Annotated in this window: 24 protein-coding genes and 1 tRNA gene; 12 read left to right on the plus strand and 13 right to left on the minus strand. The window is 71.9% G+C overall.

Features of this window, described 5'->3' with window-relative positions; genetic code table 11:
- Positions 1-1405 precede the first annotated feature (1405 nt).
- Positions 1406-2134: a UPF0158 family protein gene (locus ACTHMS_RS09195; RefSeq protein WP_440306359.1), complete on the minus strand. Its 729-nt coding sequence runs from the start codon at positions 2132-2134 to the stop codon at positions 1406-1408.
- An 889-nt stretch (positions 2135-3023) separates the two neighbouring features.
- On the opposite strand from ACTHMS_RS09195, the gene ACTHMS_RS09200 reads away from it, so the two are divergent.
- The 3 genes from ACTHMS_RS09200 (at position 3024) to ACTHMS_RS09210 (ending at position 5526) form a co-directional block, all read left to right on the plus strand.
- Positions 3024-3239, plus strand: coding sequence for a hypothetical protein (locus ACTHMS_RS09200; RefSeq protein ID WP_440306360.1), 216 nt, complete (start codon positions 3024-3026; stop codon positions 3237-3239).
- Between the two features lie 214 nt (positions 3240-3453).
- The gene (locus tag ACTHMS_RS09205; protein ID WP_440306361.1) at positions 3454-3675 is read left to right on the plus strand and encodes a helix-turn-helix transcriptional regulator; all 222 of its coding nucleotides are present in this window, start codon (positions 3454-3456) and stop codon (positions 3673-3675) included.
- 726 nt (positions 3676-4401) lie between these two features.
- Positions 4402-5526, plus strand: coding sequence for a tyrosine-type recombinase/integrase (locus ACTHMS_RS09210; RefSeq protein ID WP_440306362.1), 1125 nt, complete (start codon positions 4402-4404; stop codon positions 5524-5526).
- A 207-nt stretch (positions 5527-5733) separates the two neighbouring features.
- Here ACTHMS_RS09210 and ACTHMS_RS09215 read toward each other — a convergent pair.
- Positions 5734-5804 (minus strand) — tRNA-Gly (locus tag ACTHMS_RS09215).
- 59 nt (positions 5805-5863) lie between these two features.
- On the opposite strand from ACTHMS_RS09215, the gene ACTHMS_RS09220 reads away from it, so the two are divergent.
- The 3 genes from ACTHMS_RS09220 (at position 5864) to ACTHMS_RS09230 (ending at position 7932) form a co-directional block, all read left to right on the plus strand.
- The gene (locus ACTHMS_RS09220) at positions 5864-6409 is read left to right on the plus strand and encodes a GNAT family N-acetyltransferase (protein WP_440306363.1); all 546 of its coding nucleotides are present in this window, start codon (positions 5864-5866) and stop codon (positions 6407-6409) included.
- Positions 6410-6479: 70 nt separating this feature from the next.
- Positions 6480-7577 carry a cysteine--tRNA ligase gene (locus tag ACTHMS_RS09225; protein ID WP_440306364.1) on the plus strand — a complete coding sequence of 366 codons (1098 nt, stop codon included), beginning with the start codon at positions 6480-6482 and terminating at the stop codon, positions 7575-7577.
- Between the two features lie 7 nt (positions 7578-7584).
- Positions 7585-7932: a hypothetical protein gene (locus ACTHMS_RS09230; protein ID WP_440306365.1), complete on the plus strand. Its 348-nt coding sequence runs from the start codon at positions 7585-7587 to the stop codon at positions 7930-7932.
- A gap of 33 nt (positions 7933-7965) precedes the next feature.
- Here ACTHMS_RS09230 and ACTHMS_RS09235 read toward each other — a convergent pair whose 3' ends face one another.
- Positions 7966-10713, minus strand: a complete 2748-nt coding sequence (locus ACTHMS_RS09235; RefSeq protein WP_440306366.1) for a penicillin acylase family protein — start codon at positions 10711-10713, stop codon at positions 7966-7968.
- A 106-nt stretch (positions 10714-10819) separates the two neighbouring features.
- On the opposite strand from ACTHMS_RS09235, the gene ACTHMS_RS09240 reads away from it, so the two are divergent.
- Complete coding sequence (locus ACTHMS_RS09240; protein WP_440306367.1) at positions 10820-11755, plus strand: cytochrome c oxidase assembly protein; 936 nt, start codon at positions 10820-10822, stop codon at positions 11753-11755.
- On the opposite strand, the gene ACTHMS_RS09245 is transcribed toward ACTHMS_RS09240, so the two are convergent.
- Genes ACTHMS_RS09245 through ACTHMS_RS09255 form a run of 3 tightly spaced genes read right to left on the minus strand, consistent with a single transcriptional unit; the run spans position 11712 to position 13183 of the window.
- Positions 11712-12077 carry a DUF952 domain-containing protein gene (locus ACTHMS_RS09245; protein WP_440306368.1) on the minus strand — a complete coding sequence of 122 codons (366 nt, stop codon included), beginning with the start codon at positions 12075-12077 and terminating at the stop codon, positions 11712-11714. The genes ACTHMS_RS09240 and ACTHMS_RS09245 overlap by 44 nt on opposite strands.
- 1 nt (position 12078) lies before the next feature.
- The gene (locus ACTHMS_RS09250) at positions 12079-12699 is read right to left on the minus strand and encodes a DsbA family protein (protein ID WP_440306369.1); all 621 of its coding nucleotides are present in this window, start codon (positions 12697-12699) and stop codon (positions 12079-12081) included.
- A 19-nt stretch (positions 12700-12718) separates the two neighbouring features.
- Complete coding sequence (locus tag ACTHMS_RS09255; protein WP_440306382.1) at positions 12719-13183, minus strand: peroxiredoxin; 465 nt, start codon at positions 13181-13183, stop codon at positions 12719-12721.
- A gap of 112 nt (positions 13184-13295) precedes the next feature.
- Between ACTHMS_RS09255 and pepN the strand changes: the two genes are divergently transcribed.
- Together pepN and ACTHMS_RS09265 are read left to right on the plus strand one after the other, a co-directional pair.
- Positions 13296-15866, plus strand: a complete 2571-nt coding sequence (pepN, locus tag ACTHMS_RS09260; protein ID WP_440306370.1) for an aminopeptidase N — start codon at positions 13296-13298, stop codon at positions 15864-15866.
- A gap of 271 nt (positions 15867-16137) precedes the next feature.
- Positions 16138-17556 carry a lytic transglycosylase domain-containing protein gene (locus ACTHMS_RS09265; RefSeq protein ID WP_440306371.1) on the plus strand — a complete coding sequence of 473 codons (1419 nt, stop codon included), beginning with the start codon at positions 16138-16140 and terminating at the stop codon, positions 17554-17556.
- A 138-nt stretch (positions 17557-17694) separates the two neighbouring features.
- On the opposite strand, the gene ACTHMS_RS09270 is transcribed toward ACTHMS_RS09265, so the two are convergent.
- The 3 genes from ACTHMS_RS09270 to ACTHMS_RS09280 are packed head-to-tail and all read right to left on the minus strand — an operon-like array spanning position 17695 to position 18967.
- Entirely contained in the window at positions 17695-18120 is a 426-nt protein-coding gene (locus ACTHMS_RS09270; RefSeq protein ID WP_440306372.1) for a DUF5130 family protein, read from the minus strand.
- Positions 18110-18367 carry an aa3-type cytochrome oxidase subunit CtaJ gene (gene ctaJ, locus ACTHMS_RS09275; protein WP_440306373.1) on the minus strand — a complete coding sequence of 86 codons (258 nt, stop codon included), beginning with the start codon at positions 18365-18367 and terminating at the stop codon, positions 18110-18112. Before ctaJ ends, ACTHMS_RS09270 begins: the two co-directional genes overlap by 11 nt.
- Before the next feature lie 54 nt (positions 18368-18421).
- Complete coding sequence (locus tag ACTHMS_RS09280; RefSeq protein ID WP_440306374.1) at positions 18422-18967, minus strand: HNH endonuclease; 546 nt, start codon at positions 18965-18967, stop codon at positions 18422-18424.
- Between the two features lie 107 nt (positions 18968-19074).
- Between ACTHMS_RS09280 and ACTHMS_RS09285 the strand changes: the two genes are divergently transcribed.
- Complete coding sequence (locus ACTHMS_RS09285) at positions 19075-19998, plus strand: mechanosensitive ion channel family protein (RefSeq protein WP_440306375.1); 924 nt, start codon at positions 19075-19077, stop codon at positions 19996-19998.
- A 68-nt stretch (positions 19999-20066) separates the two neighbouring features.
- On the opposite strand, the gene ACTHMS_RS09290 is transcribed toward ACTHMS_RS09285, so the two are convergent.
- Entirely contained in the window at positions 20067-21476 is a 1410-nt protein-coding gene (locus ACTHMS_RS09290) for a dihydrolipoyl dehydrogenase family protein (RefSeq protein WP_440306376.1), read from the minus strand.
- 37 nt (positions 21477-21513) lie between these two features.
- Here ACTHMS_RS09290 and ACTHMS_RS09295 point away from each other — a divergent pair, with 37 nt between their 5' ends.
- Entirely contained in the window at positions 21514-21909 is a 396-nt protein-coding gene (locus ACTHMS_RS09295; RefSeq protein WP_440306377.1) for a globin, read from the plus strand.
- Between the two features lie 72 nt (positions 21910-21981).
- Complete coding sequence (locus tag ACTHMS_RS09300) at positions 21982-23601, plus strand: glycoside hydrolase family 13 protein (protein WP_440306378.1); 1620 nt, start codon at positions 21982-21984, stop codon at positions 23599-23601.
- 89 nt (positions 23602-23690) lie between these two features.
- On the opposite strand, the gene ACTHMS_RS09305 is transcribed toward ACTHMS_RS09300, so the two are convergent.
- From ACTHMS_RS09305 to pip, 3 genes are all read right to left on the minus strand, one after another.
- On the minus strand, positions 23691-24332 hold the full coding sequence (locus ACTHMS_RS09305) for a hypothetical protein (protein ID WP_440306379.1): 642 nt from the start codon (positions 24330-24332) through the stop codon (positions 23691-23693).
- The gene (locus ACTHMS_RS09310) at positions 24329-24730 is read right to left on the minus strand and encodes an acyl-CoA thioesterase (protein ID WP_440306380.1); all 402 of its coding nucleotides are present in this window, start codon (positions 24728-24730) and stop codon (positions 24329-24331) included. The genes ACTHMS_RS09305 and ACTHMS_RS09310 overlap by 4 nt, the downstream gene beginning before the upstream one ends.
- Positions 24731-24848: 118 nt before the next feature.
- On the minus strand, positions 24849-25802 hold the full coding sequence (gene pip, locus ACTHMS_RS09315) for a prolyl aminopeptidase (RefSeq protein ID WP_440306381.1): 954 nt from the start codon (positions 25800-25802) through the stop codon (positions 24849-24851).
- Positions 25803-25913: the final 111 nt, after the last annotated feature.

Consider the following 25913-nt stretch of genomic DNA (forward strand, 5'->3'; position numbering starts at 1 on the left):
ACCAGCACCGTCACCGCGCAGGGCCTCTCACCCTGGGCAGGACACGCGAGGAGTGGGGACTTCTAACTGGCCACCAGTGGGGACCGCGATCCGGCCACCAGTGGGGACTTTTTCATGGCCACGGACAGCCAGCGCTGCCGAACCGCTGAACAACACAGCTCTCGGAGTTCGCAGCACATCCCGGTAACCGACCAGCCACGACATCACCACGACTGCATCCTGCGCCACCTACCAGCACAAAGTGCGACCGCGAACCGCCCTACCCGCCCACGCTCCCGCCGCGTCACGCTGATGGTCGCGCTCCGCGACAACAGCGGCATGGTCGCGCTCCGCGACGACAGCGGCATGGGTCGGGCGGGTGCGCTCAGCCAGCGGAATTCCAGCACTGATCACGTAGCTTCCAGACGTCTTGGTCGCTCCTCGGCAGGCCAGAGGCGAGCACTCGGCAGAGGAGCAGCGCGACAGACCGGAATGCGAGCACTGATGAGCCGACAACGCCGTAGGCGGACCTGCTGATCGTGACCGGCTGAGGTTGGTCGCTCAGCAGGGCCAGAACGGCTTCCCTGTACTCGCTTGGTAACCCCCAGCGAACATCATCGGCTGTTGCTGCTAGCGCTTCCCTGAAATGCGCTCCCGAGTCTTGAAGGCTAATTCGGGGCACGTCCGACAGCGCACCTCCGAGAAGGCCGTAGGACGACGGATGCCCAACCTGACCGGCCCACTCGACGATTGCATAGCCTGGTCGGCGCGTTCCGCCTCGGAGTTCTCGGCCCACCTGAATCCGCAGTCTCATCGTGCCCCCGCTTCGGACAAGCACACGTTCCTCAGGCCCGGGGGTAACTGGACGCCGCACGTGCGAAGCCTATGTGGCGACCTCACTCACCGGCTTGATTTCGCCAGCGGTCAATCGCTCGACCTTCGGCATGGTCGTGCACTCGGGTCGGCGTGGTCGTGCACTCGGGTCGGCATGGTCGAGCACTCGCGGCACCACGGTCGAGCGCTTCTGATGAGTGAGTGACGGCACGGACGCCGAGGCGCTCCGCAGCTCTGCTGCCCCGCCGGAGCGACGGGAGCAGGTTGGCATTGCGGCCATCCGCCCGTGGCGTGAGCCTGCGCCCGAACTCTGCCCTTCGGCGCCGCCGTCCGCCTTGCTTCCCGCACCCGTGAACCCCGCAGGCTCCAAGCCGCAGGCCGACACGCACGCCGTGCGCACCGGAGATTCGTCACTACATCAATCAACGATTACTGAGCGACCAAATTCTCGGCACGTATGCTACCGATTGGTAGCCAGAAACACCGGCGCAATGCAGTCGAGTGCTTTCGTTGAATGCCGTGGGACAACATTCGATTCTTTCGACGGCCAACAAATTCTGTCCGCCGGTCGTGACGGCGTGGCGTCAGCAAGTCAAAAGGCGCCAGTGCGCGGGACGGCGCGGTAGCCAGCGTCAGCGAGCCATTCGCGGGCCCGGCCGGCGCGGCGGTCTTCGGAGAAGTCGTACCACTCCTCGCGGTCCTCAGGCCGGTCGAACAGCGCGTCCTTGAAGCGGCCGAACGCTCCGCGGCCATCAAGCGCGAACTCGAGGCGACGCCGGAGCCGCTCGTCGCTTCGCGTCGCAGCGAAGTCGACCATGTCGCGGTAGGCGTACCTCGAACCGTACGACTCGACGTACAGCCACCGTCCGTCATCCTTCGGCGCGTCTTCGTCCTCATCCTCTTCGTCTTCGTCGAGCAGACCGAGGCCGGGGTCGAAGGTGTACTCCGGCCAGCTCTCCCCCGTCGTCAGGTCCAGTCGCCCGCCCTCACTATCCGGGCCACCGTCGAGCAGCTCCGCCAGCATGTCGAGATCCGCCGCCAGCGGCGTCAGCGCGGGAACGCCGTCCGAGACACCCAGGGCGGCGTCGATCGAGTCGGCCAACTCCTGGTCGCCCGGCACACCGCGCCGGCGCAGCGCCGCCACGCAACGCCGCGCGAACGGCCCGGCAGCGACCGCGTCGCCGGCCAGCGCGACCAACACCAACTCACCGACCCGCTGCAGCAGCCCCTCAAGACCCAGCTCCCGCGCGAGCCGCAGCGCCGCCACGCCGTCGCCACTCACAAGCGCGGACCGCACCGCCTGCGCCCGCTCCGTCTCCACATCGCCATCCTGCCTCGCCCATCGGCTCGAGGCGACAGCGTCACGAGCCCGGCCCGGGTCGAACGCCGACCGGGCGATCGCGAAGCGTCCCTTGATGCCGAGTCCGGCAACGCGGCATCCCGGCGGGCCCGCGCGGCGGCCGGCTCCCGTGCCCACCGCCTCGCACCACCTCCTGACACCTCGTTCAGCCGACCTACCTACCCGCCCGGCGACCACACGGCCCGAGCGCACCGTCAGACCGTTCGACAGGCCGAAGGAACAAGATCACGAACCGACACACCCGCTGCATCGCCGGTGATGCAGCTGTGAGGTCGCGGTTCGAGTGAGGTCGCGGGCAACCGGAAAGCCCACCGCTGTCACGGGGCAATGGCCGGAAGAGTTGATCTCGCGTGGTGTTCGCGCCTCTGCCCTCGCAGGCGTCGACGTCGGCGGGTCGGACCGATCGGATCAGCACCAACGGCCGACCGATGTGGCTAGGTAGATGCGCCTCGGGAGCAACTCACGCCCATATCACGGGCGATGCAAGAGGTGTGTCCATCTTGTTGTGACAAGTTCCAGGGTGTGTGCTGTCGAGGTGGCTCGCAGGCAGGCTCGGCAGCGCGATGCGCTGGTGCATGAGCGCGTGCGGCGTCAGGAGGCGGAGCGGGTTCGTGGGAACGGCGCGAGGAGGCAGCCGCGACGAGCCGGGAGGGGTCGCTGGCCGCAACGGCGGCCGCCGACCGACCAACTCGCACACGGCCGGCGTCTCCCCGGCCAGAACGTCGCGTGTGGCTGGTGCGGCGGACCTGTCTCGGTTCGCGCTCGGGGGCCGATCCCGAAGTGGTGCTCCGCCACGTGCCGGCACCGCGCATGGGAGCAGCAACGCGCCGCCCGTTCCGGCTAGGCCGCCGTGCAGGTGGTCGATCGGCTGGTCGCCGCCGTGCCGGCCGACGGTCCAGGCTGGATCGACCAACTCGAGCTGCTCAGACACCAGGTAGCGGGGCCTGCTCCCATCGCGAACGAGCACCTCGACCCGCTCGCCGCCTCGCTCCGTGCCGCGCTGGCGGCGGTCGCCGAACGCGGCCGGCGGCTCGACACCGCGCACGCCTTGTGGGAGCGCCACTGAGCACCCGCCCGCGGCGCCGCAACTATCTGCCCGACCACGCACCTACCTACCGCCCGACCGGCGTTCCTACCTACCGGACGTCGTTGGAAGCGCACGGCTGTTTGCACCGCCGCCTCCCCCGTTCAGCCGCAGCCGAAAGCCCTCGACAGCACCGATGTCCGGGAAACGGCCTCAATCCACCTCTGGAGGTGACCAACACCAACCGGAGGACTGCATGACCGACGAACTGCTCGACATCACCACCGCCGCCCACGCCCTCGGCGTCCCGATCGCCACCCTGCGCTGGTGGCGACATACCGGAATCGGCCCGCACAGCTTCAAGATCGGCCGGCACGCGAAGTACCGCCGCATCGACATCGACGCCTGGCTGGAGCAGCAGCTTCGCAACAGCCGCGACGGCGACGGGACCGCAGGGACTGGGAACGGCGCGACATGACTTCGGACCGCGAACAGTCCGCCGCGAGGCCGGCGAATTTGGACTTGCCCGAACTCGGTGAGCAGGCCGGGGAAGCAATACGCGCACTGAACCTGCGCACCAGGCAACTCGACGCCTTCGAAACTCCCAGCGAGCTGTGTCAGGTGGTGGCCGACCTCGAACGGGCCGCTCAAGGTCTCCCCCAACTCGTTCTGCAACTCAGTCGCTGGCTGGCCACACGGAACGCCGACGGGTCCCTCTCGGCGGACGACGGACGCGACCCGGGCCTTCTGGCTGGACACGTTGTCGGCGCCCTTCACGCGGCGTCAAGCCACGCCGACCGGCTCACTCGTGCCTTGGACGACGCGCACCAGTTCGCCGCACATCTCGCCCTGTCTGACCCGCAGGACCTGACGCTTGAGCAGAAGCAGCGACGGTCGATACGTCCAACTCGAGGAAGGGGCGTGCAAAGGTAGCGATGCGTAACCCGCGAGATCGGCGGCCGTCAATTGCCGTCAAGCTGGGTCAGGCCGCGAATGCCCGCCGCTTGCCGTCATGGACCTTGCAACGTGCCCTCGCATCGAAGTACCTCCGCGTGTTCCACTCGAGCTGAACAAGCTCGCCGAGCCACTCCGCAGCGAAGACTTGTTCCAGTACGTCAACGCTCGGCCGCATGTAGGAATCGCTCACCTCGGTTTTGGAGGGAGGCGCCGGCCGCCAGAATCGAAAAATCTGCAAAGGAATGAAATGGCCAGCATTGCCAAGCGCCCGAATGGCTCATGGCGAGCACGCTATCGCGATCCGGACGGCCAGGAGGTCACACGACACTTCGCTCGTCGCGTCGATGCGCAGCACTGGCTCGACGACATCACCAGTGCTCTGCAGACGGGAACCTACGTCGACCCGAAGGCCGGTCGAATCACCGTCGGCGAATGGGCGCAGCTCTGGCTGGACAGCAAGGTCGACCTCAAGCCATCGACGCGGCGCGATTACGAGAGCCTGCTACAGGCGCACATTCTTCCGACGTGGGGCGCGACGCCGCTCAACAGGCTCAAGCATGAAGACGTCACGATCTGGATGGCGTCGATGACAGCGCGAGGGCTCTCGGCTTCGAGGGCTCGAGCCGCCCATGGGGCGCTCTCGCAGATCATGAAGCTCGCGGTGCGTTCTGGACGAGTCGCGCGGAATCCGGCCGAGCACGTCCCGCTGCCTCGTGTCGGTCGAAGTCAGAAGCGGTACTTGACCATGGCCGAGGTCGAGCGGCTGGCCGCTGCCGCAGGAGCACACCGGACGGTCGTCCTCTTCCTCGCGTATACCGGCGTGCGGTACGGCGAGATGGCGGCGCTTCGGGTCGGGCGGCTGGATCTGCTCCGCCGCAGGGCGACGATCAGTGAGTCGATGACCGAGGTCGCCGGCCGGCTGGTGTTAACCGAGCCGAAGACGCACCGGACGCGCGACGTCCCCATCCCGCGCTTCCTCGTCGACGACCTCGCGGTGATGGTTCAGGACAAGCAACTGGACGATCTGGTCTTCACCGGGGTCACCGGCGCTCCCCTACGGCTGAGCCACTTCCGTCGAAGGATCTTCCAGCCTGCGGTCGCCGCAGCGGGCCTCGACGGGCTGACTCCCCACGGCCTGAGGCACACGGCGGCGTCACTTGCGATCGCGTCCGGCGCGGACGTCAAGGTCGTACAGACGATGCTCGGTCACGCCAGCGCCACCATGACCTTGGACCTGTACGGCCACCTCTACGCCGACCGTCTGGACGAGGTCGCGGATCGGATGGACGCGGCACGGGCCGCGCTCGACCCAGCCGCGATCGCGCTGCCGGCGTCGGTGATCCGGCCGCTCCGGTCGTCATCGGCGACCTGATCGGGACCTTCCCGCGTAGGTCGCAGACGTCGGGTCCGAGCGCTCGTCCGGCTATTCGAACAGCCCCTGCTTGGTCCTCCAGGTTGACGTCTGGTGACGATGCGCGTCCAAGATCATGCGGACTTTTTGCGGACTCAGCCATGATCAACGATCATGCATGATCATCAGAAGTGGCTACAGCCCAGGAAATCCGGGGCTTTCAGCCGGAGCGGGCGACGGGAATCGAACCCGCACCATCAGTTTGGAAGACTGAGACTCTGCCATTGAGCTACGCCCGCGGGTGCACCGTCCGAAATCGGTGCTTGTCGAGGATAGCGGGTGGAGGAGACTGATCATCGTGCGTCGCCGCCCATCCCCCGGGTCGGTGCCCGACGGCTACCCCGCCGAGTACCGGCAGACCATGCTGCTGCCCGACGGACGTCGCCTCCTGGTGCGTCCGGTGCTGCCGACCGACACGACGCTGCTGACCGAGACGCTGCTGTCGACCGATCCGCAGGCGCTGCCCGAGCCCAGCGAGCGGTCGGTGGCCGAGCGGGTGCGCGAGGTCGTCGAGGCCGACTACGTGCACCGGTTCACGCTGCTGGCCTTCGACGCGGGCCGGGCGGTCGGCATGGCCCGGTACGCCCGGGTCGATGAGGGCGACACCGCGATCCTGCGGCTGGTCGTGGCGCCGGGGTGGCGACGCGCCGGGGTGGGCCGCGAACTGCTGTGGGCCCTGGCCACCCGCGCCCAGGAGTGCGGGATCACCGGCTTCACCGGGCTCGCCCGCGCCGACAACGAGGCCTACCGGGCACTGCTCGCGGCGAGCGGCGGTGCGATGCACGGCGACGACGACGTCGCGACGGTGTCGATGGTGATCGACTGGTCGCGGGCACCGTTGTGACCGTCCCGGCCCGTGCCGCCGGGGATGACAGGATGGCCCCGTGCACACGTCGCGGTTGACCGGTCCCCCGATGCGGCTGCAACTCGGCGGCCGGTTGCTGCCCATGGTCGGCCGGGTGCGCATGTACGTCTGCGGCATCACGCCGTACGCCGTGACGCAACTCGGCCACGCCGCGACCTACGTGTGGGCCGACGCGCTCGACCGCGTGCTCAGCTGGCACGGGCACACGGTGAGCATCGCCCGCAACATCACCGACGTCGACGACGTGCTCTTCGCCGAGGCCCGGCGCCGGGGCGAGTCGCCGACCATGCTGGCCACCCTGCAGCGCGCGGCGTTCGAGGCGACCATGACGACGCTGCGGGTGCGCACGCCCGACCTGCAGCCCAGCGCGGCCAACCACATCGGCCACGTCATCGCCCTGGCCAGCGCCCTGCTCGACCAGGAGCGCGCGTACGTGCGCGGCGGCACCGTCTACGCGCGCACGGGCAGCGCGTACCTGCGCGCCGGCATCGATCGCGCCGAGGCGCTCGCCCGGGCCGAGGAGTACCACGACCACCCGGACGACCCGGACAAGGACGACCCGCTCGACGTCGTGCTGTGGCAGGAGACGGCCGACGACGAGGTGAGCTGGCCGAGCCCGTGGGGCAAGGGACGCCCGGGCTGGCACGCCGAGTGCGCGGCGATGGTGCTCGCGCTCTACGGCCCGTCGGTCGACATCCACTGCGGCGGCGCCGACCTCGCCTTCCCGCACCACGCGGCCGAGGCCGAACTCGCCGAGGCCGCGACCGGGGTCATGCCGTTCGCCCGCGCCTGGCTGCGCGCGGGCACGGTCATGGTCGGCGGCGAGAAGATGGCGAAGTCGACCGGCAACCTCGTCCTGGTCGAGGACCTGCTCGCCGACTACCCGGCCGCCGCGCTGCGCCTGCTCATCCTCGACCGGCCGTGGGCCGAGCCGTGGAACTGGTCGCGCGACGCCCTGGACGCCGCCGCGGCCGAGCTCGACGACCTCTACGCCGCCGCGGCGCGTCCCGACGCCGCGCTCAGCGGCTCGGCCGCCATCCCCGCCCGGCTGCTCGAGGACCTGGACGTGCCGACGGCGCTCGCCATGGCGATCGAGGACGGCGGGCAGGCCGCCCGCACGCTCATCGAGATGCTCGCGCTGAGCTGAGGCGACGGTGTCCGAAGCGGGTTCGGCGCCGGAGGAACGCGGCGCGGCCAGACGGCGGCGCCGCCGGCCTCCGGCCGCGACGGCACCCCCCACCCCACCCGCGACGACACCGGTCGCGGGCCCACCGGGCGGATCGGCCGACCCCGCCCCGAACACGGCGAGACGGGGCCGCCGACGGTCGAACGACCCCGACCACGCGCTGCGCGACCTCGTCGGCGCCGGCACGTCGCAGCTCGGCGTCGACGGTGCCCTGCGCGGACGCGACGTCAACCGCCCGACCGACGACGACCTCGCCTGGGCCGAGGCGAACGTGCAGCTCGTCCGCCGCAATTGGACGCCGCCGGCCTCGCACTGACGAGCGGCCCGGCGGGCGGCGTGGCGTGCGCGGCTACCGCGCCCGGTGCCGCGGGAACTGCACGACCTGCTGGAAGGTCGGGCGGTTCTGCCACTCGATCGCCGGCTGGCCGATGAGCCCGAGCGCCTGGAAGTGGATGGCGTCGAACTGCGGCATCGGCAGCCCGGCCGCCTTCGAGGCGGTCGAGGCCGTCCACGTCGCGACGTCGGACGACCCGTTGGCGGTGACCAGCGCGTCGTAGGTGCGCTGCAGTGCCGCGTCGATCGAGCCGGCGCACGTCGACTGTCCCCCACCGCACTCGTGCGCCGTGATGGCCCCGCCGAACCCGTCGACCGGGTGCTGCCCCACCAGCTGTTGCAGCGTGCTGACGAGGTAGCCGTCCCAGCCACCGTCGTACGAGCTGCCCTTGTGGTCGCTGGGCCGGTCGACGAAGGCCATCGGCAGCACCGGGTAGCCGTTGTCGGACACCCCGCCGTCCGCGAGCACGCCGTCGAACAGCGCCCGGATCAGGTTGGGGATCAGCTCGTCGCTGATCGCCACCGCCGCCGCCGACGCGTACTGCGCGTCACCCTCGGTCGCGGTGATGCGATGGGCGCCGGACGCGACCCAGCCCGACAGCTGCTGCAGCATCGCGGTCACACCGGCCGGCTCCTCACGTCCGTGGAGGTACTGCAGCAGCAGCGGCAGCACGGTGACGGCGTCGAGGTCCTGCGAGGCCGCCGCCTCCATCGCCTGCACGACCTGGGCGCGCGTCACCGGGCCGGCGGCGAGGCGGGCCTCGAGCTGGTCGACGAGCAGCGTCGAGCGGTACACCTGGCCGTAGCCGTACTGGTCGTCGGCCGCCGCGAAGCCCGGCGCCGGCTTGTTGTTCCAGCTGACGAAGAAGCCGCCCGGCGCGTCGATCTCGTGCACGTGCTGCGACGCCGGCAGGTAGCCCGTCCACTCGGCGTTCCCGGTGCCCCAGACGGGCAGGTCCGGGTCGACGCCCGGGGGCCGCACCGGGTCGAGGCCGCTGACGTAGTAGCCGGTGTCGCGGTCGTCGACGTAGAACCAGTTGAAGGTGAAGTCGATCTGCGCCGCGTTCGCCATCCACGACGTGACGTCGTGCGTCCGCGCCGGCTGGCCGAAGCCGAGGAAGCCGACCACCGAGTCGACGTCGTGGCCGTAGGTCGAGCGCTGCCGCACGACCGCGACCGGCTTGCCGCCCGAGGTCGTCCACCCCTGCACGACGCCGTGCCGGGTCAGGTGGATGACGTGGTCGAGCGTGGCCGGCGCCGCGAGCGCGGTCGGCTTCGGCAGGGCGAGCTCGGTGAAGTGCTCGGTGGTCATCGGCACGCACTGCCCGTCGTACAGGTACGAGGTGCCCTGCGCGGCGGGCGCGCCACCGGACGGGTTGCAGATCTGCTCGAGCCGGGTGTCGATGAGGTCGCTGCCCGCCGAGGTCGCCGACCACGCGTAGTCGGCGCCGCGGCCGAGCTCGACCAGACCGGTGCCCGGGAACGACGCCCCGTAGGCCGAGTAGTCGGGCGAGTGCAGGTCGAGCAGCGACAGGATCTGCGGCGCGAAGTACGAGACCTGCGGCCCGAAGACCGCGATCGGGTGGCCGCCGACGGCACGGTCGCCGTTGACGACGAGCGCATTGGACATGTGCTTCGGCAGCTGCGCGAGCGAGCCGACGATGGCGGCGGGGATCGGCGAGGTCGACGACGAGCCGGCACAACCCGCCACCGTCGCGACCGGCCCACCCGTCACCGGGGCCTGGTAGTCGGGCATCGCCGTGGTCGACGGGTCGATCGTGCCCGGCTGCTCGTAGGGGAAGGTCGTGTCGGCCGTCGTCGGCGCGAGCGGGTCGTTCGCCGTGCGGAACTGCCGGAACGCGGCGAGCCCGGCGGCCGTGCCGAACTTCTGCTGCAGGTACTCGAGCAGCTGGGCGTTGGCGAGTTCGGCGCCGCCGCCCTTGCCGAAGATGCCGCCGATGAGCCCGGCGACCGACACGACGTCGGCCACCGTCCACGGGGTCGGCAGCAGGCCGGGCAGCGCCGCGGCGTAGTCGGCGGGCAGCTTGGTCGGGTCGAGCAGCGTGTTCGCGATGTAGGCGTTCACGCCGGCCACGTAGTTCTCGATCATCGACTTCGCCAGCGTGCCCTGCGCGCCGTACTCGGCGGGCAGCGCGTCCACCTGCGCGGTCGCCTGGGCCGCGGTGTACGGCGCGAGCAGCAGCTGGTCGTGGTCCATCTGCTCGTAGCTGCACGACGGGCCGAGGAAGGACGCGAGCGTGCCCGAGCCGTAGTGGCGCAGCACGTCCATGAGGAACAGGCGGTCCTCGGCCTGCACGTAGCCGGCGCCGAACGCGAGGGTCTGGTCGGTGTTCGCGTAGACGTGCGGCACGTCCTGCTTGTCGCGGTAGACGGTGACGCCGGCCTCGGGCTGCTCGGTGCGCACGACATCGGCGTCGCGCACGCCGAACGACTCGTCGTCGAAGTACGACGACAGCCCGGCGTCGGTGAGCGACGGCGCCCCGTGCAGCAGGGTGTCGTACTTGCCGAGCTGGTCCTGGCTGTTCGCGGGGCGCGTCCCCGTCGTCTCGAACAGCAGGGCGTCGACGGCGTTGACCAGGCCGTTCTCGCCGGGCGGCAGGATGCTCATCGCCTGCCCGTCGGCGTAGTCGCCGACGCGATAGCCCGGACCGGTCGCTGCACCGGCGCCGCCACCGCCCGAGAGGGTGGCCGCCAGCACGAGCGACGGGGCGAGGGCGGCGACAGCCAGGGCGCGCAGGCGCATGAGGGGTCTCCCGGACACGACGAGAACAGGTTCCACTTTCAGAGCCGTCGATCACTCTGACCGACATGTCCGATCGGCGCCACTCGAGAACTGGGACCATGGCGTCATGACCGCCGCGCTGCCCGCACCGAGCTGGGGTGGTCTGCTATCGCACTGGACGGTGCAGCCGGTCGCCGTCGTGGTCGCGGTGCTCGTCGCCGGCCTGTACACGACGGGTGCGCGTCGCGCCCGGCGGTGGCCCCTGCGCCGGTCGGTCGCCTTCGGCCTCGGTCTGGCGCTGTTCGTCTGGCTGACCTGCGGCTGGTTCGAGGTCTACCGGCACGGCCTGTTCTGGGTCTGGACGGCGCAGCAGCTGCTGCTGTGGCTGGTCGTGCCGGTGCTGCTGCTCGGCGGCGGGCTGCTGCACCTCGCCCCGCCCGGCTCACCGGTGGCACGGGCGCTGCAGTCGCGGCCGCTGCGGGTGCTCGCGAACCCGCTCGTGGGACCGGCGCTCGTCCCGGTGCTCTCGGCCGTGCTCTTCTTCGGCCCCCTGCCGGCGTGGGCGGTGGCGCACACCGCGGTGGCCTGGCTCCTGCAGCTCGCCCTGGTGGTCGTCGGCGCGCTGATGGTGCTGCCGCTGGTCGGCCCCGAGGACGAAGCGGGTTCGCTCGCCGTCGGCCTCTCGCTGGCGATCGGCGCCTTCGAGCTGGTGCTCGACGCCGTGCCCGGCATCGCCCTGCGGCTGCACACGACGCTGGTGACGAGCTTCTTCGACCACCGCGCGACCTACGGCTGGAGCCCGCGTCCGATCAAGGATCAGCAGCTCGCCGGCAACATCGTCTGGTGCATGGCCGAGATCATCGACCTGCCGTTCCTGCTGCTCGTGTTCCGCCGCTGGTTGCGGGCGGACGCGCGGGAGGCTGCGTCCGTCGACGCGGTGCTCGAGGCCGAACGGATCGCCCGCGGCGACAGGCGCCGCGCCGACGACGACCGGCCGGACCGCGACCAGCCGTGGTGGCTCAGCGATCCCTCGATGCGCGACCGGTTCGGTCCGGGGCGCTGAAGACCCACGCGCCGCCCGCGTCGCGGGCGAGCGGGTGCACGGCCACGGCGAGCGACGGGTCGAGCGGCGCGTACACGTGCGGGAACGCCGTGCCCGAGCCGTAGCTGTCCTCGGCCCGCAGGTCGGCGGCGACCGACGCGTCGTCGAACTCGACGGCCACCAGGCGCGCGGCCGCCGGGTAGTGCGTGTTCGCCGAGCCGGCCACCTGCTCGGCGAACGACAGGTGCACGAACCCCTCGGCGGCCAGCGACGGCGGGGCGTAGTGCCCCGCCGTCACCGCGGCCGCCCACTCGCGCGGGTCGACGAGGTGGAACAGACGCACGTCAGTCGGTGAAGCGCGGCGACTCGGTGCGGGTGCGCTTGAGCTCGAAGAAGTACGGGTTGGACGCGAGCAGCTTCGCGCCGTCCCACATCTGCAGCGCTTCCTCGCCGCGCGGGATGCGGGTGATGACCGGTCCGAAGAAGGACACGTCGCCGATGCGGATGACCGGGGTGCCGACGTCCATGCCGACGGGGTCCATGCCCTCGTGGTGGCTCTTCCGCAGCGGCTCGTCCAGGCTCGCGTCGTCGGCGGCGTCGGCCAGCGAGGCCGGCAGCCCGACCTCGGTGAGCGCCTCCTTGATCACGCCGCGGTCGAGCTCGCGCCCCTCGTTGTGCCGCTTGGTGCCGAGCGCGGTGTAGAGGTCACGCAGCACCGCGTTGCCGTGCTGCTGCTCGGCGGCGATGCAGACGCGCACGGGGCCCCATGCCGCGTCCATCATCTTGCGATAGTCCTCGGGCAGGTCGCGGCCCTCGTTGAGCACGGCGAGCGACATGACGTGGAAGCTCAGGTCGAGCGGGCGGTGCTGCTCGACCTCGAGGATCCAGCGCGACGTGACCCAGGCGAACGGGCACAGCGGGTCGAACCAGAAGCCGACGGTCTCTCGGGTTTCGGTGGAGGTCATGTCAACCACCGTACCCATGTCAGACCTTCGCGGTCAGTGCCTTCAACGCCTCGTCGGCGTGGGTGTTCATGTTGACCTCGCTGTGGATCGCGGCGACCACCTTGCGGTCGGTGCCGATGGCGAAGGTCCACCGCTTCACCGGCGCGCCGAGCTTCTTGCCGATGCTGCCGCGGGCGACGCCGAAGATCTTCGCGACCGTGCCCTCGCTGTCGGACAGCAGCGGGTAGTCGAACGAGTGCGTGTCGGCGAACTGCTTCTGCTTCTCGACCGAGTCGGCGCTGATCCCCACCCGCTGCACGTGCGCGTTCGCGAACTCCTTGGCCAGGTCGCGGAAGTGGCAGGCCTCCTTGGTGCACCCGGCGGTCATCGCGGCCGGGTAGAAGAACAGCACGACCGGGCCGCCGAGCAGCAGCTGCGAGAGCCGACGCGGGGTGCCGGTCTGGTCGGGCAGCTCGAAATCTGGCACCTCGTCGCCAACGCGCAATGTCGCCACGGTCGATTCCTCTCGTCTGTAAGACTCGTCAGCAGACCCGTTCGCACCGCGCCGGGCAACGGTTCCAGCCAGCAAGCATCGTCCCACCAGGAGTGATCAGCCCGTGGCCGTCCCCAACCTGACCCGCCAGGACGCGACCGAGCGCGCCGCGCTGCTGCGCGTCGAGTCCTACGACGTCGTGCTCGACCTGACCGACGGCGGCGGCAAGCCGTCGGAGCGCACGTTCCGGTCGACGACGACGGTGCGGTTCACGGCCACGACGCCAGGAGCGGACACCTTCATCGACGTCATCGCCGACCGTTTCCACGCCGTCACCCTGAACGGCGAGCCGGTCGACGTCAGCGGCTACAAGCCGGAGGACGGCATCGCGCTGCACGGCCTCGCCGCCGACAACACCCTGGTCGTCGACGCCGACCTGCTCTACACGAACACCGGCGAGGGCCTGCACCGCTTCGTCGACCCGCTCGACGGCGAGGTGTACCTGTACTCGCAGTTCGAGACGGCCGACGCCAAGCGCATGTACGCCTGCTTCGACCAGCCGGACCTCAAGGCCGAGTTCACCTTCCACGTCACCGCCCCCGACCACTGGCAGGTCGCGTCGAACGGCCGCGTCGAGTCGACCGACGACCTCGCCGCGGGCCGCACACTGCACTTCGCCACGACCGCGCGCATGTCGCCCTACATCACCGCGCTCGTCGCCGGGCCGTACCACGTCGTCACCGACCGGCACGACGGCATCGACCTCGGCCTGTGGTGCCGCAAGACCCTCGCCGAGCACCTCGACGCCGAGGAGCTGTTCACCATCACCAAGCAGGGCTTCGACTGGTTCCACGCCAACTTCGGTGTGCGCTACGCCTTCGACAAGTACGATCAGCTCTTCGTGCCCGAGTTCAACGCCGGCGCGATGGAGAACGCCGGGTGCGTGACCTTCCGCGAGGACTACGTCTTCCGCAGCAAGGTCACCGACGCGCGCTACGAGCGCCGCGCCGAGACGATCCTGCACGAGATGGCGCACATGTGGTTCGGCGACCTCGTCACCATGCGCTGGTGGGACGACCTGTGGCTCAACGAGTCGTTCGCGACCTACGCGTCCGTGCTCTGCCAGACGAGCGCCACCCGCTGGAAGGACGCCTGGGCGACGTTCGCCAACGTCGAGAAGACGTGGGCGTACCGGCAGGACCAGCTGCCCTCGACGCACCCGATCGCCACCGACGCCCCGGACGTGCAGACCGCCGAGGTGAACTTCGACGGCATCACCTACGCCAAGGGCGCCTCGGTGCTCAAGCAGCTCGGCGCGTACGTCGGCGTCGACGCGTTCCTCGCCGGCCTGCGCACGTACTTCACCGAGCACGCGTACGGCAACACCACCCTCGCCGACCTGCTGCGGCACCTCGAGCAGTCGTCGGGGCGCAACCTCGGCGACTGGTCGAAGGCGTGGCTCGAGACGACGGGCATCAACACGATCCGTCCCGAGTTCGAGGTCGGCCCCGACGGCGCGTACACGTCCTTCGAGCTCGTCCAGTCGGCGCCGGACGAGGTCGCGACGACGAACACGATCCGCCCGCACCGCCTCGCCGTCGGCCTCTACGACGAGCAGGACGGCGCGTTGGTGCGCACGAAGCGAATCGAGCTGGACGTGACCGCCGAGCGCACCCCGATCGCCGAACTGGTCGGCGTGCGGCAGCCGGCGCTGCTGCTCGTGAACGACGACGACCTCACCTACTGCAAGCTGCGCCTGGACGAGCACAGCCTGCGCACGCTGCGCGAGGGCGGCATCGCCAAGCTCGCCGACGCGCTGCCGCGGGCGCTGCTCTGGTCGTCGGCGTGGGACATGACCCGCGACGGCGAGCTGCCGACGCGCGACTACGTCGCCCTCGTCGTGGCCGGCGCCCCGGCCGAGACCGACATCGGCGTGCTGCAGTCGCTCACCCGCCAGGCGCTGCGCGCGCTCGAGATCTACGCCGACCCCGAGTGGTCGCCGCAGGGCTACGCGGCACTGGCCGACGCCGCGCGGACGGCGCTCGACGCCGCCGAGCCGGGCTCCGACCACCAGCTCGCGTGGGCGCACACCCTGCTCGGCGCGGCCCGCAGCGACGAGCACCTCGACCTCGTCGCAGGTTGGCTCGACGGCTCGACGACGCCCGTCGGGCTGGCGGTCGACCACGACCTGCGCTGGGCCGTCGTCCAGACGCTGTCGGCGCACGGCCGGCTCGGGCTTGAGCAGATCGAGGCCGAGCTCGAGCGCGACCCGTCGGCGGCCGGACGCCGCAACGCCGCCACCGCGCGGGCGCTGCAGCCGACGCCGGAGGCCAAGGCCGAGGCGTGGCGGCTCGCCGTCGACGACGACACCCTGCCGAACGCGATGCAGGCGGCGGTGATCGGCGGCTTCACGCACCCGACGCAGGGCGACCTGGTGGCGCCGTACCGCGAGCGGTACTTCGCCGAGGTGGCCGACGTGTGGCAGCGCCGCACGAGCGAGCTCGCCCAGAACGTCGTGGTCGGGCTGTTCCCGACGTGGTCGTCGACGATCTCGCAGGACACCGTGGCCGCGGCCGACGCCTTCCTGGCCGGCGACCACCCGTCGGCGCTGCGCCGGCTGGTGTCCGAGGGCCGGGCCGACGTGCTGCGCGCCCTCGCCGCCCGTGCGGTCGACCGGGACGCATCCACCCGCTGACCCGTGCGCCGGGTGACGGATCTCGGATCCGGTGACGGATCCCGCGTCCGGTGACGGATCGGACGCGCGGGTGATGGCGTGTCGCGCCGTCACGCGACGGGGCGATCCGTCACCCGATCGGGGGATTCGTCACCCTCCGCGCCCGATCGGCTGACCCGGCGGTGACACGCGGTGCAGAATCGGGCAAAGTGGACGGTAACTCACACGTAACCAACGGGTTGCCGATTCGTTGGACGTCATGCCGGTCACCCCAGCCGAAGGGTTGCTCCTCATGCGTTTGCGCCGTGCGTCCCGCACTGTGCTGCAAGCCCCCCGCCCGCGTCCGGGAGTCCTGCCGGACCCCCTGGCGATCCTCGAGCAGCCGCCACTGATCCTGGGCGAGACGGTGTTGCTCGACCCCGCGTCGCTGCGGCTGCCGGACCCCGCGCTCGCGCCCGTCGCGGACGAGCCGCTCGCCGCGCCGGGCATCGCGGCCTGGCTGAAGCGGCACCCGCGCGCCGTCCGTGGCACCGCGGCCGGGTCGATCGCGGCCGGCGTCGTGCTCTTCAGCGTCGCCGCGGTCGCGTCGTCGCCCGCCGCGAAGCACCACCCCGCCGCCGCCCGGGTCGCGGCGACGACGGCCTACACGCCGGCACCGGTCGCCCAACTGCCGCCGCCGCTCGACCCGGTGACCGCAGCGCCGCACGGCAGCGCGAAGGGCAGCACCGCACCGCGGCGCTCGGCCCCCGCGCCGGCCGACCCCGCCGCCATCAGCGGCCTCGCGGCCAACGGCATCCCGAGCGTCGCGCTCAACGCGTACCGCGTCGCGGCGGCCCGCATGGCCAACGTCGAGCCGAGTTGCGGCATCGACTGGTCGCTCATCGCCGCCATCGGCCGCGTCGAGTCGAATCACGGCACATTCAACGGCGCCGTGCTGCACAACGACGGCGTCTCGACCCCGAAGATCATCGGCCCGGCGCTCGACGGCAAGCACTGGGACTACATCCCGGCCCCCGGCAACGGGCTGGAGCTCGACGGGGACGCGGTCTACGCCCACGCCCTCGGCCCGATGCAGTTCATCCCGTCGACCTGGTCGATCTACGGCGCGGACGCGAACGGCGACGGCAAGGCCGACATCTTCAACATCAACGACGCGGCCCTCGGCACCGCCCGGTACCTGTGCGCGGCCGGCGGCGACCTGCGCGGCACGGCGGGCCAGACCCGGGCGGTGCTCGCCTACAACCACAACTCGACCTACCTGGCGCAGGTGCTCGCGCTCGCGGACGCCTACCACCGCGGTCTGCGGGTGACCGGCATCCCGATCGTCGGCATCACCAAGGGCCAGCTGCCCACCGTGGTCGACACCGGCTACGTGCCTCCGGCCAACCCCGGCGACCCGACCGCGGTCGACGGCTCGGGCGGCAAGAAGGGCACCAAGCAGGGCGGCACGAGCAAGGGCGGCACGACCGGGTCGAAGTCGGGCAGCTCCAGCGCGCCGCGCCCGGGCGGGTCGTCCACCGGCGGTTCGACGGCGCCGGCGCCCACCTCCACCCGCACCCCGGCCCCGACCGGCACCACGCCCGCGCCCACCTCGTCGGGCACGACGTCGACGCCTCCGTCCGGCGGCGGCTCGACGACCACCCCACCGCCGAGCGGCGGATCGTCCAGCCCCACCTGCAACAACCTGCAGCACCTGCTCGGCATGTGCTGACGACGCGGGCCTCAGCCGGATCGTGATGCCGCAGGCAACCCCTGACCCGACCAGGGCATGAAGATCCGGCGGGACGCGCGGGGCCTCACGACGACGAAGCCCCGGTCCGTCGGGACCGGGGCTTCGTACTGAACGACGTCAGTGCGCCTTGGTGTTGCCCGCGTAGTCGGCCAGCGAGCGGAGGCCGGCGACGAGGCCGCCGGTGAGGTCGCCGTTGGCGAACGACGCCCGCATGGCGAGCGCGGCGAGGGCGCAGGCCCGGTTCGGCAGGCGCTGCGACGACTCGGGGCCGGTGACGATGTGCAGGGCCCGCTGGCCCGGCGACACGGCGAGCAGCACCGAGTTGTCGTTGAGCCGCTCGAACAGCGCCTCGGCGTGACCCCGGGTCGGCGCCTGCAGCTCACCGACGTAGATCGAGAAGACCAGACCGGTCTCGCGGCTGGACAGCGTGAGCGCCTCATCGAGGCGGGTCAGCTGCGTCGCCGTGAACGGCTCGTTCGGGTCGTGCGTGCCCTTGGGGCCGAACTGGAGCTCCGGACCGCGGAGCGCGACCTCACCACTCACCGCTGGCACCTCCCACGGCGGTCGTCGAGGACGCGACGACGCCCTCGAGCTGGCGGTTGGTCGGCACCGTCTGGACGACGGCGTCGGGGTGCGGCACGAACCACGCCGGCGCGAAGTTCCACGGCTTGCCCGGGCGGTAGCGGTTGGGCGACCGGGTCAGGTCCTTGGCGTACACCGCCAAGGTGATGAGCGCGATGATGCCCAGGGGGATGCCCCCGAACACACCGATGGTCTGCCAGACAGTCATGCCCGTCCTCGCTTCGCAGGGATTGACCCCAGATTAGCGAACCGGCGCCGCCGCTCAGACGGCAGGCGCGACCACCTCAGCACCCTCTCCGCCGAGACCGCCCAGGCCGCCGAGCCCGAGGTACTGGCTCCACGTCGGATTGCGCGCCGACCACCCGTGCAGCAGGGCCAGGCTCGCCGGCGGCTGGCGCGGCGGCGTCGCGAGGTGCCAGCCGAGCTCGGACAGCAGCCGGTCGCCCTTGCGGTGGTTGCACCGGGCACAGGCGGCGACCACGTTCGTCCAGATGTGGGCACCGCCCCGCGACCGCGGCCGCACATGGTCGATCGTGTCGGCCTTCACGCCGCAGTAGACGCAGATGTGCGCGTCACGCTCGAGCACGGCGCGCCGCGTGAGCGGCACCTCACGCCGGTACGGCACGCGGACGTAGCGGGCGAGCCGCACGACCGTCGGCACCGGCACGATCAACGACGCCGAGTGCATCACGTCGTCGGTCGTCTCGACGACCACCGCCTTGCCGGCCAGGACGAGCACGACGGCGCGCCGCAGCGGCACGACGCACAAGGGTTCGTACGTCGCGTTGAGCACCAGTGCTGCGCCCATGCGATGAACCTCCGAACCACCCCAGTGAACCCGACGGGGCGACGGAACGCACACTCTTTCGCGTCGTTGCACGCCTCGGCGTGCCGCGGATGGCAGGGTGGACGCCCGTGATCAAGCCCGACCGCCCCACCACGACCTCGTTGCCGCAGTACCTCGAACAGCACAGCCGGTGGATCATCGAGATCCCCGCGCGCATCCTGATCGTGCTCGTCGTCGCGTTCGTGGTGCGGGCGCTGCTGCACCGGATGATCAACCGGATGGTGCGGCCGGTCGAGCAGGGCGGCGTGCCGCCCGTGCTGCGCCGGTTGCGGCACCAGTCGTTCGCGACGAATCTGTTCGCCGAGTCCGGACGCCTGCACGAACGCCGCGCGCAACGGGCGGCGGCGGTCGCGTCCATCCTGCGCTCGGGCGTCTCGTTCGTGATCTTCATGATCGCGTTCGTGACCGTGCTGAGCGAGGTCGGCATCGATGTCGCGCCGTTCCTCGCCGGCTCGTCCATCATCGGCGTCGCGGTCGCGTTCGGCGCGCAGAACATCATCAAGGACCTGCTCGCCGGCATCTTCATGATCATGGAGGACCAGTACGGCGTCGGCGACGTGATCGACTTCGAGAAGGCCACCGGCACCGTCGAGGCGGTCGGGCTGCGCACCACCCGCCTGCGCGACGTGAACGGCACCGTCTGGTACGTCCGCAACGGCGAGGTCGTGCGGGTCGGCAACAAGAGCCAGGGCTTCGCCCAGGTCGTCCTCGACGTCCCGATCGCTGCAGCCGCGGACGTCGCCCGCGCGTCGGCGGCGATGCGCGACGTCGCGCACACCATGTCGGCCGAGGAGGGCTGGAGCGAGCTGTTCCTCGCCGAGCCCGAGGTGCAGGGCGTCGAGGCGCTCACGCTGGACTCGACGACGATCCGCGTCGTGGCCCGGGTGCGGCCGCTCGAGCAGTGGCGGGTCGCCCGCGAGCTGCGGCAGCGCATCCGCGCCCGGCTCGACCGCCTCGACATCCCCGCCGAGCCGGAGTCCGTCCCCGCCTGACGACCGCTTGTCCCCCGCCCCAGGCATCCAGCAGGCCCGCAGACGACTGCTGCGGGGGACAAGACGACCTAGGCCAGGGCGCGCACCGCGTCGCCGACCGCCCGGTGCAGGGTCGGGAATGCGTAGTGCATCGTCCGCAGCGTGCGGGTCGGCACCTCCGCGTGCACGGCGAGGGTCAGCAGGCCGAGGATCTCGCCGCCGTACGGCGCGACCACCGTGGCGCCGACGAGCACGCCGCGGTCGGCGTCCTCGACGAGCTTGACGAAGCCGTCGTTGCCGGGCCCGTGGATCCACCCGCGCGAGCTCGCCGAGATCTGCTCGCCACCCGTGCGCACCGTCAGCCCCGCGTCGCGCGCCTGCTGCTCGGTCATGCCCACCCGACCGACCTCCGGGTCGGTGAACGTCGCCCACGCGAGCCCGTGGTAGCCGCCGTAGCCCGACTCGCGGCCGAGCCACTCGTCGATCAGGGCGCGGGCCTGCCACACGGCGACGTGGGTGAAGGCGCCGCGTCCGGTGATGTCGCCGACGGCGTAGAGGCCGTCGACGGCGCCGTCGGCACCCTGCACCTGCATGTGCTCGTCGATCGCGAGCGACTTCGCGCCCGCGTCGAGCCCGACCGTGTCGAGACCGACGTCGGGCAGGTTCGGCGCCCGTCCGGCCGCGACGAGCACCCGCTCGGCCTCGATCGCCGTGCCGTCGGCCAGCCGCACGACCGCACCGACGCCACCCGCCTCGACCGAGGCGACACCGACGCCCTCGCGCACGGTGATCCCCTCGCGCCGGAACACCTCGGCGATCGCCGCCGACGCCTCGGGCTCCTCGGGCATGAGGATGCGCGGCGCGGCCTCGACCACGGTGACCGCGGTGCCGAACCGGGCGAACACCTGCGCCTGCTCGCAGCCGATCGCGCCGCCGCCGATGATCACGAGGGACGCGGGCGGCTGCTCGGCCTGCACGATCTCGCGGTTCGTCCAGACCACCTTGCCGGTGCCGGTGCCCTGCTCACGCAGCTCGCGCAGCCCGGCGATCGGCGGGATCGCCGGCGCGGTGCCGGTCGCGACGACGACGCGGGCCGCGGTGTGCACGGTCTCCCCCACCCGCACCTGCAGCCGGCCGTCGGCGTCACGTCCGGCGAGTCGGCCCGCCGCGCGCTCGAAGTCCGCACCCGCGCCGCGCAGCCGGTCGACGGCGACCTTGTCGTCCCAGTCATCGGTGGCCTCGTCGCGGATGCGCTTCGCGACCGGCGCGTAGTCGGGCGTCACCTCGGCGTGCCCGGCCATGCCGTCGACGCGCCGCGCCTCGGCGAGCAGCCCGGCGGCGCGCAGCATCATCTTCGACGGGATGCAGCCGTAGTACGGGCACTCGCCGCCGACCAGGTGCGGGTCGACGCCCAGCACGCGCTGCCCCGCCTCGGCCAGCCGCTCGGCCACCTCTTCGCCGCCCGGGCCCAGGCCGAGCACGATCACGTCGTAGTCCATCGTCCGAACCTAGAGGTGCCGCTGGAACAATGGCGGCGTGGGCGGGTTACGGGACGAGGAACAGTCGTTCTACGAGGCGATCGGCGGCGAGCCGACGTTCCGCCGCTTGGTCGGCGCGTTCTACGCCGGTGTCGCGTCCGACCCGTACCTGCGCAGCCTCTACCCCGAGGACGACCTCGGCCCGGCCGCCGACCGGCTCACGCTCTTCCTGATCCAGTACTGGGGTGGTCCGACGACCTACTCGCAGACCCGGGGACATCCGCGGCTGCGCATGCGGCACGCCCCGTTCGCGATCAACGAGGCCGCCCGGGACGCGTGGCTGGGCCACATGCGCGCCGCGCTCGACACCCTCGAGCTGCCGGCCGACCAGCGCGACACGCTCTGGCAGTACCTGGTCAACGCGGCGGACGCGCTGCGCAACACGCCCGGCTGACGCGACCCCCGCCTGCCACGGGGCGGCGCCGACCGGGTAGGCAGATGCCGTGACCGCGCCAGCAGCGAACGCATGAGCATCGACCCGGTCGGCCGCGCCGACGACCTCGAGCACCCGGCCACCGCCCCGGCGGAGCCGTCCGACCAGCCGTTGTCGGCGAGGCCGTGGTGGGCCACCGCCGTCTTCTACCAGATCTATCCGCGCAGCTTCGCCGACGCGAACGGCGACGGCGTCGGCGACCTGCCGGGCGCGCGCACCCGCCTGCCGTATCTGCGCGACCTCGGCGTCGACGCCGTCTGGCTCTCGCCGTTCTATCGCTCGCCGATGGTCGACGCGGGCTACGACGTCGCCGACCCGTGCGACGTCGACCCGGTGTTCGGCACGCTCGACGACTTCGACGCTCTCCTCGCCGACGCGCACGCTCTCGGCATCCGCGTCACCGTCGACGTCGTGCCGAACCACGTGTCCGACCAGCACCCGTGGTTCCAGGAGGCGCTGCGCGACCCCGCGAGGCGCGACCGCTTCATCTTCCGGCCCGGCCGCGGGCCGGACGGTGACCAGCCGCCGAACAACTGGCCGTCGGCGTTCGGCGGCCCCGCCTGGACGCGGGTGGCGGACGGGTCGTGGTATCTGCACCTGTTCGCGCCCGAGCAGCCGGACCTGAACTGGGAGCACCCGGACGTGCCGGCCGAGTACGAGCGCATCCTGCGCTTCTGGCTCGACCGCGGCGTCGACGGCTTCCGCGTCGACGTCGCCAACAGCCTGGCCAAGGAGCCGGGCCTGCCCGACCTCGCGCCGGAGGTGGTCTCGCACCTGACCTCGGGTGCCGACCTCGCCCACGCGGGCGACGTGCGGTGGGACCGCGACGGCGTGCACCAGTACCACCGGCTCATGCGGCGCGTGCTCGACTCGTACCCCGGCGACCGCATGGCCGTCGGCGAGGCCTGGGTCGCGCCCGAGCGGCTCGCCCGCTACGTGCGTCCGGACGAGTTCAACCTGGCCTTCAACTTCGAGTTCCTGCAACGGCCGTGGAGCGCCGAGCAGTTCCGCGCGGCGATCGAGCACTCGTTCGCCGCCCTCGCCCCCGTGGGCGCGACGTCGACGTGGGTGCTGTCGAACCACGACGTCGACCGCGTCGCCACGCGGTACGGGTCGCTCGCCCGCGCGCGGGCCGGTGCGCTCGTGATTCTGTCGCTGCCTGGCACCGCGTTCGTGTTCGAGGGCGAGGAGCTCGGGCTGACGAACGTCGAGCTGCCCGACGACGCGCTGCAGGACCCGACCTGGGAGCGCAGCCACCACACCGACCGCGGCCGCGACGGCGAGCGCGTGCCGATCCCCTGGTCGGGCGACGAGCCGCCCTACGGCTTCTCGAGCACCGCCGACACCTGGCTGCCGATGCCGGCCGGCTGGGGTCCGTGCACCGTCGAGGCGCAGGACGGGCGGGCCGGGTCGACGCTCGAGCTGTACCGCGCGGCGCTGCGGCTGCGGCGCTCGTTCGCAACGGCGGACTTCGCCTGGGCCGACGCGCCGGCCGACTGCCTGGCCTACCGCCGAGGTGACGTCACGGTGCTCGTCAACGCCGGCACGCAGGCGGTCGCGCTGCCGGCCGGCGAGGTGCTGCTCGCGTCCGGGCCGGTCGACGGCGGCTCGCTGCCGCCGGACACCGCGGTGTGGGTGCGTACGGCACGCTGAGCCGATCCGCTCGACCCGCCGGCGTGGTCACGCGGCAGGCTTCGGCGCGGCATGCCCGGCGGGTCGACGCGCTCGACCCGCCGGCGTGGTCAGAGCAGGCCGAGGCCGCCGGCACGCTCGGCGTAGACCGAGCCGTACTCGGCGGCCAGGCGCGTCCACCGGCCGCTGACGTCGATGTGCGCGTGGCCGCCGCGGGGCAGGAAGCCCATGCGCAGCAGCGCACTCACGGTCCGCAGGGTGACCTCGGCGGTGGCGTCGTCGGACGTCGCGCTGAGCACGACGGCGTCGAGCAGCGCGTCTGCGACCTCGGCGCGCGGCTGCGCCCCCGGCACGCCCTCACGCGCTGCCGCGTCCTTCAGCGCGAGGGCGCCCGAGCGGACGAGCGGGCGCAGCACGTCGTCCGGCACCGTCTCGACGTGCCGCCACCCCCGCTGCGGCGGCAGGCCGGCGCGCCAGTCGACGTCGCGCGGCTCGGGCGGCTCGGCGCGGGTGCCGTCGAGCCAGTCGAGCAGCTCGGCGGCCCGCACGGTGCTGTCGAGGGCGGGAAGTTCGGCCCGCAGGGTGCGCGCAACGAGCACGTCGAACGGCAGCCGCAGCAGCGCCGTCACGGTGTGGCCGTCGCACCGCACGCGCACCAGCGCCGCGGCGTCCAGGGTCGCCGCGCGGCGCAGCGCCGGTGCCAGCTCGTCGAGCAGGTCGCGCGGGACGGCGAGCACGCCGGCGCGGTTCACGGCGACCCGTCGTCGCCGAAGCTGCGCAGCACGTCGCGTTCCTCGTCGGTGAGGCGGCGCGGCCGGTCGTTGGCGAAGTCGTAGGTGACACAGAGGGTGAGCGCGCGGGCGGCGATCACACCGCCGTCCTTCACCTCGTACCGCACCGTGAAGCCGGCGCCGCGGATCCGCTCGATCCACGCCTCGACCCGCAGCGGCTCGGGGTGGTAGACGACCGGACGCAGGTAGTCGATCTCGTGGCGGGCGATGATCGTGCCGCCCTCGAAGCCGGTGTGCCGGTCGAAGAACATCGCGACGCGGGCCTGCTCGAGGTAGGCGAGGTAGGCGCTGTTGTTGACGTGCCGGTAGGCGTCCATGTCGGACCACCGCATGGGCACCTCGTGCACGAACCGGCTCACGCGGGTGATCGTCCCACCTCCGCCGGCCGTCGACGGAGGCCGACCGGCCCGGTGTGGGCTGTGTGGCGCCGCCCGGAGCCCAGTCGGACCAGCCGGTGTCAGTAGGTCGACGCCGGGGTCAGCCCCGGAAGCGGCGCATCGCGGCGGCGATGGCCTCATGCATCCCCGGTCCGGTCGCGTGGCCGGCGCCGTCGATTACCTGCAGCTCCGCGTCCGGCCAGGCCTGCGCGAGCGCCCAGGCAGTGGCCAGTGGTGCGGTGAGGTCGAGGCGGCCGTGGACGAGCACGGCAGGGATGCCGGTGAGCCGGCCGGCACCGGCGAGCAGCGAGCCGTCGGGCAGGAAGCCGTGCCGCGAGAAGTAGTGGGCGCAGAGCCGGGCGAAGGCCAGCGCTGCGCGTGGCTCGCGCGGTCGCGGGCGCCGGTCGGCGTCGAGCGCGACGACGGCGTCCTCCCAGGTGCACCAGGCGTGCGCGGCGGCCTGCCGCACGGCCGGGTCGGCGTCATCAAGCAGCCGGTCGTAGGCGCGGGCCAGGTCGGTGCCGGACGCGTCCGGCCCGGCGCCGACGTGCGCGCGGAACGCCGCCCACTCGGCGGGGAAGAAGCGGCCGAGCCCGCCGTAGAGCCAGTCGATCTCGGCCGGCGTGGTGTTGGTGATCGCGACGAGCACCATCGCGGTGACCCGCTCGGGGAACCGTTCGGCGTAGGCGAGCGCGAGGGTCACGCCCCACGAGCCACCCCAGACCAGCCACCGCTCGATGCCGAGGTGCTCGCGCAGCGCCTCGATGTCGGCGACGAGGTGGTCGGTGGTGTTGGCGTCGAGCGCGGTGTCGTGGTCGGCGACGTGCGGTCGACTGCGCCCGCACCCGCGCTGGTCGAACAGCACGCCGCGGTACCCGTCCGGCGTGAACAGCCGCCGCTGGTTCACCGAGCAGCCGCTGCCTGGGCCGCCGTGCAGGAACACCGCCGGCGGCCCCGCGGGGTCGCCGACCGTCTCCCAGTAGACCTGGTGCCCGTCGCCGACGTCGAGCAGCCCGGACGCGTCCGGCTCGCCGACCGGCAGCGGCCCGGCCACGTCAGTCGCGGGTCAGCTTGCGGTGCGTGACCGCGTGCGGCCGCGGGGGGGCGGCGCCGCGCCCCGCCCTATTTTTTTTATCGGTTGTATGCAAGATTGACCCCAAACAAA

Source organism: Jatrophihabitans sp. (assembly GCF_051960575.1).
Lineage (GTDB): Bacteria > Actinomycetota > Actinomycetes > Mycobacteriales > Jatrophihabitantaceae > JBQCEE01.